The sequence below is a fragment of the Nguyenibacter vanlangensis genome (assembly GCF_013376155.1).
GTDB lineage: Bacteria > Pseudomonadota > Alphaproteobacteria > Acetobacterales > Acetobacteraceae > Gluconacetobacter > Gluconacetobacter vanlangensis.
On sequence record NZ_JABXXP010000741.1, the window covers coordinates 1 to 1,325 of the forward strand.

Here is a 1,325-nt window from a genome sequence, read left to right on the forward strand (position 1 = left end):
GTCACGGTTTCGGCGAAGGCCAGGCGCACCCGCTCGGCCACGGCGCACAGCGCCTCATGCGACAATCCGCTGACCGCCGCGGCGAATTCCTCGCCGCCGATCCGGCCGAACAGCATGTCCGGACCCAGGGCGTCCGTCGCGACCGTGCTGAAATGCCGGATGACCCGATCCCCCGCCGCGTGGCCGAACGTATCGTTGATATGCTTGAAATGATCGATGTCGAACAGCAGCACGCCGCGTCGCGGCAGGGCCTCCGCCGCCTGCCAGAAGCCGCGCCGGTTCAGCACCCCGGTCATGTCGTCCTGAAACGCCATCGTCCGGGCCTGCCGCATCGCCCGCTCCGCGACCAGGATCAGCATCAGCCCGGGCCACAGCACGACATAGGACAGCATCTCGAACGGGATCGCCGCGTTCACCAGCCCTTCCCAGGGAAACAGCCCCGGCATGGCGGTCAACAGGCCGCGCACCGCGCTGCACACGACATGAACGCCGCCGATCACCAGCAGCGCCAGTTGCGTCCGGGTCTCTCTCGGCGGCCGCGCCAACCGGCAAAGCGGCAGGAAGACCAGCCCCGCCACCATCGCCATCGCGATCTCCACCCGCAGCGCAAGGGAATGGCGGAACCACCCGAAGGCGCAAAGCCCCAGCCACAGCAGCACCGGCGCGGCCAGCCCCCAGCGAAAGAGCGGCCGCCCGTACAACCGCATCGTCGCCTGCCAGAACAGCGCCAGCGCCAGCAGCACGATACTGTTGCCGATCGGGATCGCGACCCATTCCGGCACCGGCGGCCGCATCATCACCAGCGGCAGGCCGATCGCCCCGGCAAAGGTCCCCATCCCCAGCAGCCGCAGGGCGGGTTCGGGATGATATTGCCGCGCCGCATGGCAAAGAACGGTGATCAGCAGACAGACAAGCGCGATGAACGGGCCGGGAGACAGCGATGCGATGGGCATGATGGATATCTGGACCGGTTCGGCCCCCTTTTTCGGACGATCCTGCCGCCGGACCCGAACCCGCGGCGTTCAGCCGGACCATCCCTGCTGTCCCGATTCCGAAAGTCGCAAGCGGATTTCGGAATCGAAAGGACACGAGAATCAATATTTTAATGTCCTGCCGATCCGAGAAATTCTCATAAGAATTTCTCGAGCAGGACACTAGCGCGCCCGTCAGATACGATTATTGCGCCGCCGTGTCGACTCGTCCCGTCGCCGCATCGTGCCGAGCGCCCGGGCCGGGGTCACACGGCGATCCGCAGCGGGTGCGCGACATCCGTGATGATGCACGGCACGCTGCCGCCCGATGGGTCGCCGTCTTGCTGCAGCGCC

Annotated in this window: 1 protein-coding gene; it reads right to left on the reverse strand. The window is 66.6% G+C overall.

All coding sequences use genetic code 11. The annotated features are described in order from the left end of the window. The coding region (locus tag HUK84_RS18605) for a GGDEF domain-containing protein (protein WP_176641551.1) at window positions 1-953 on the reverse strand (953 nt) is incomplete at its 3' end. Between the last annotated feature and the right edge of the window lie 372 nt (window positions 954-1,325).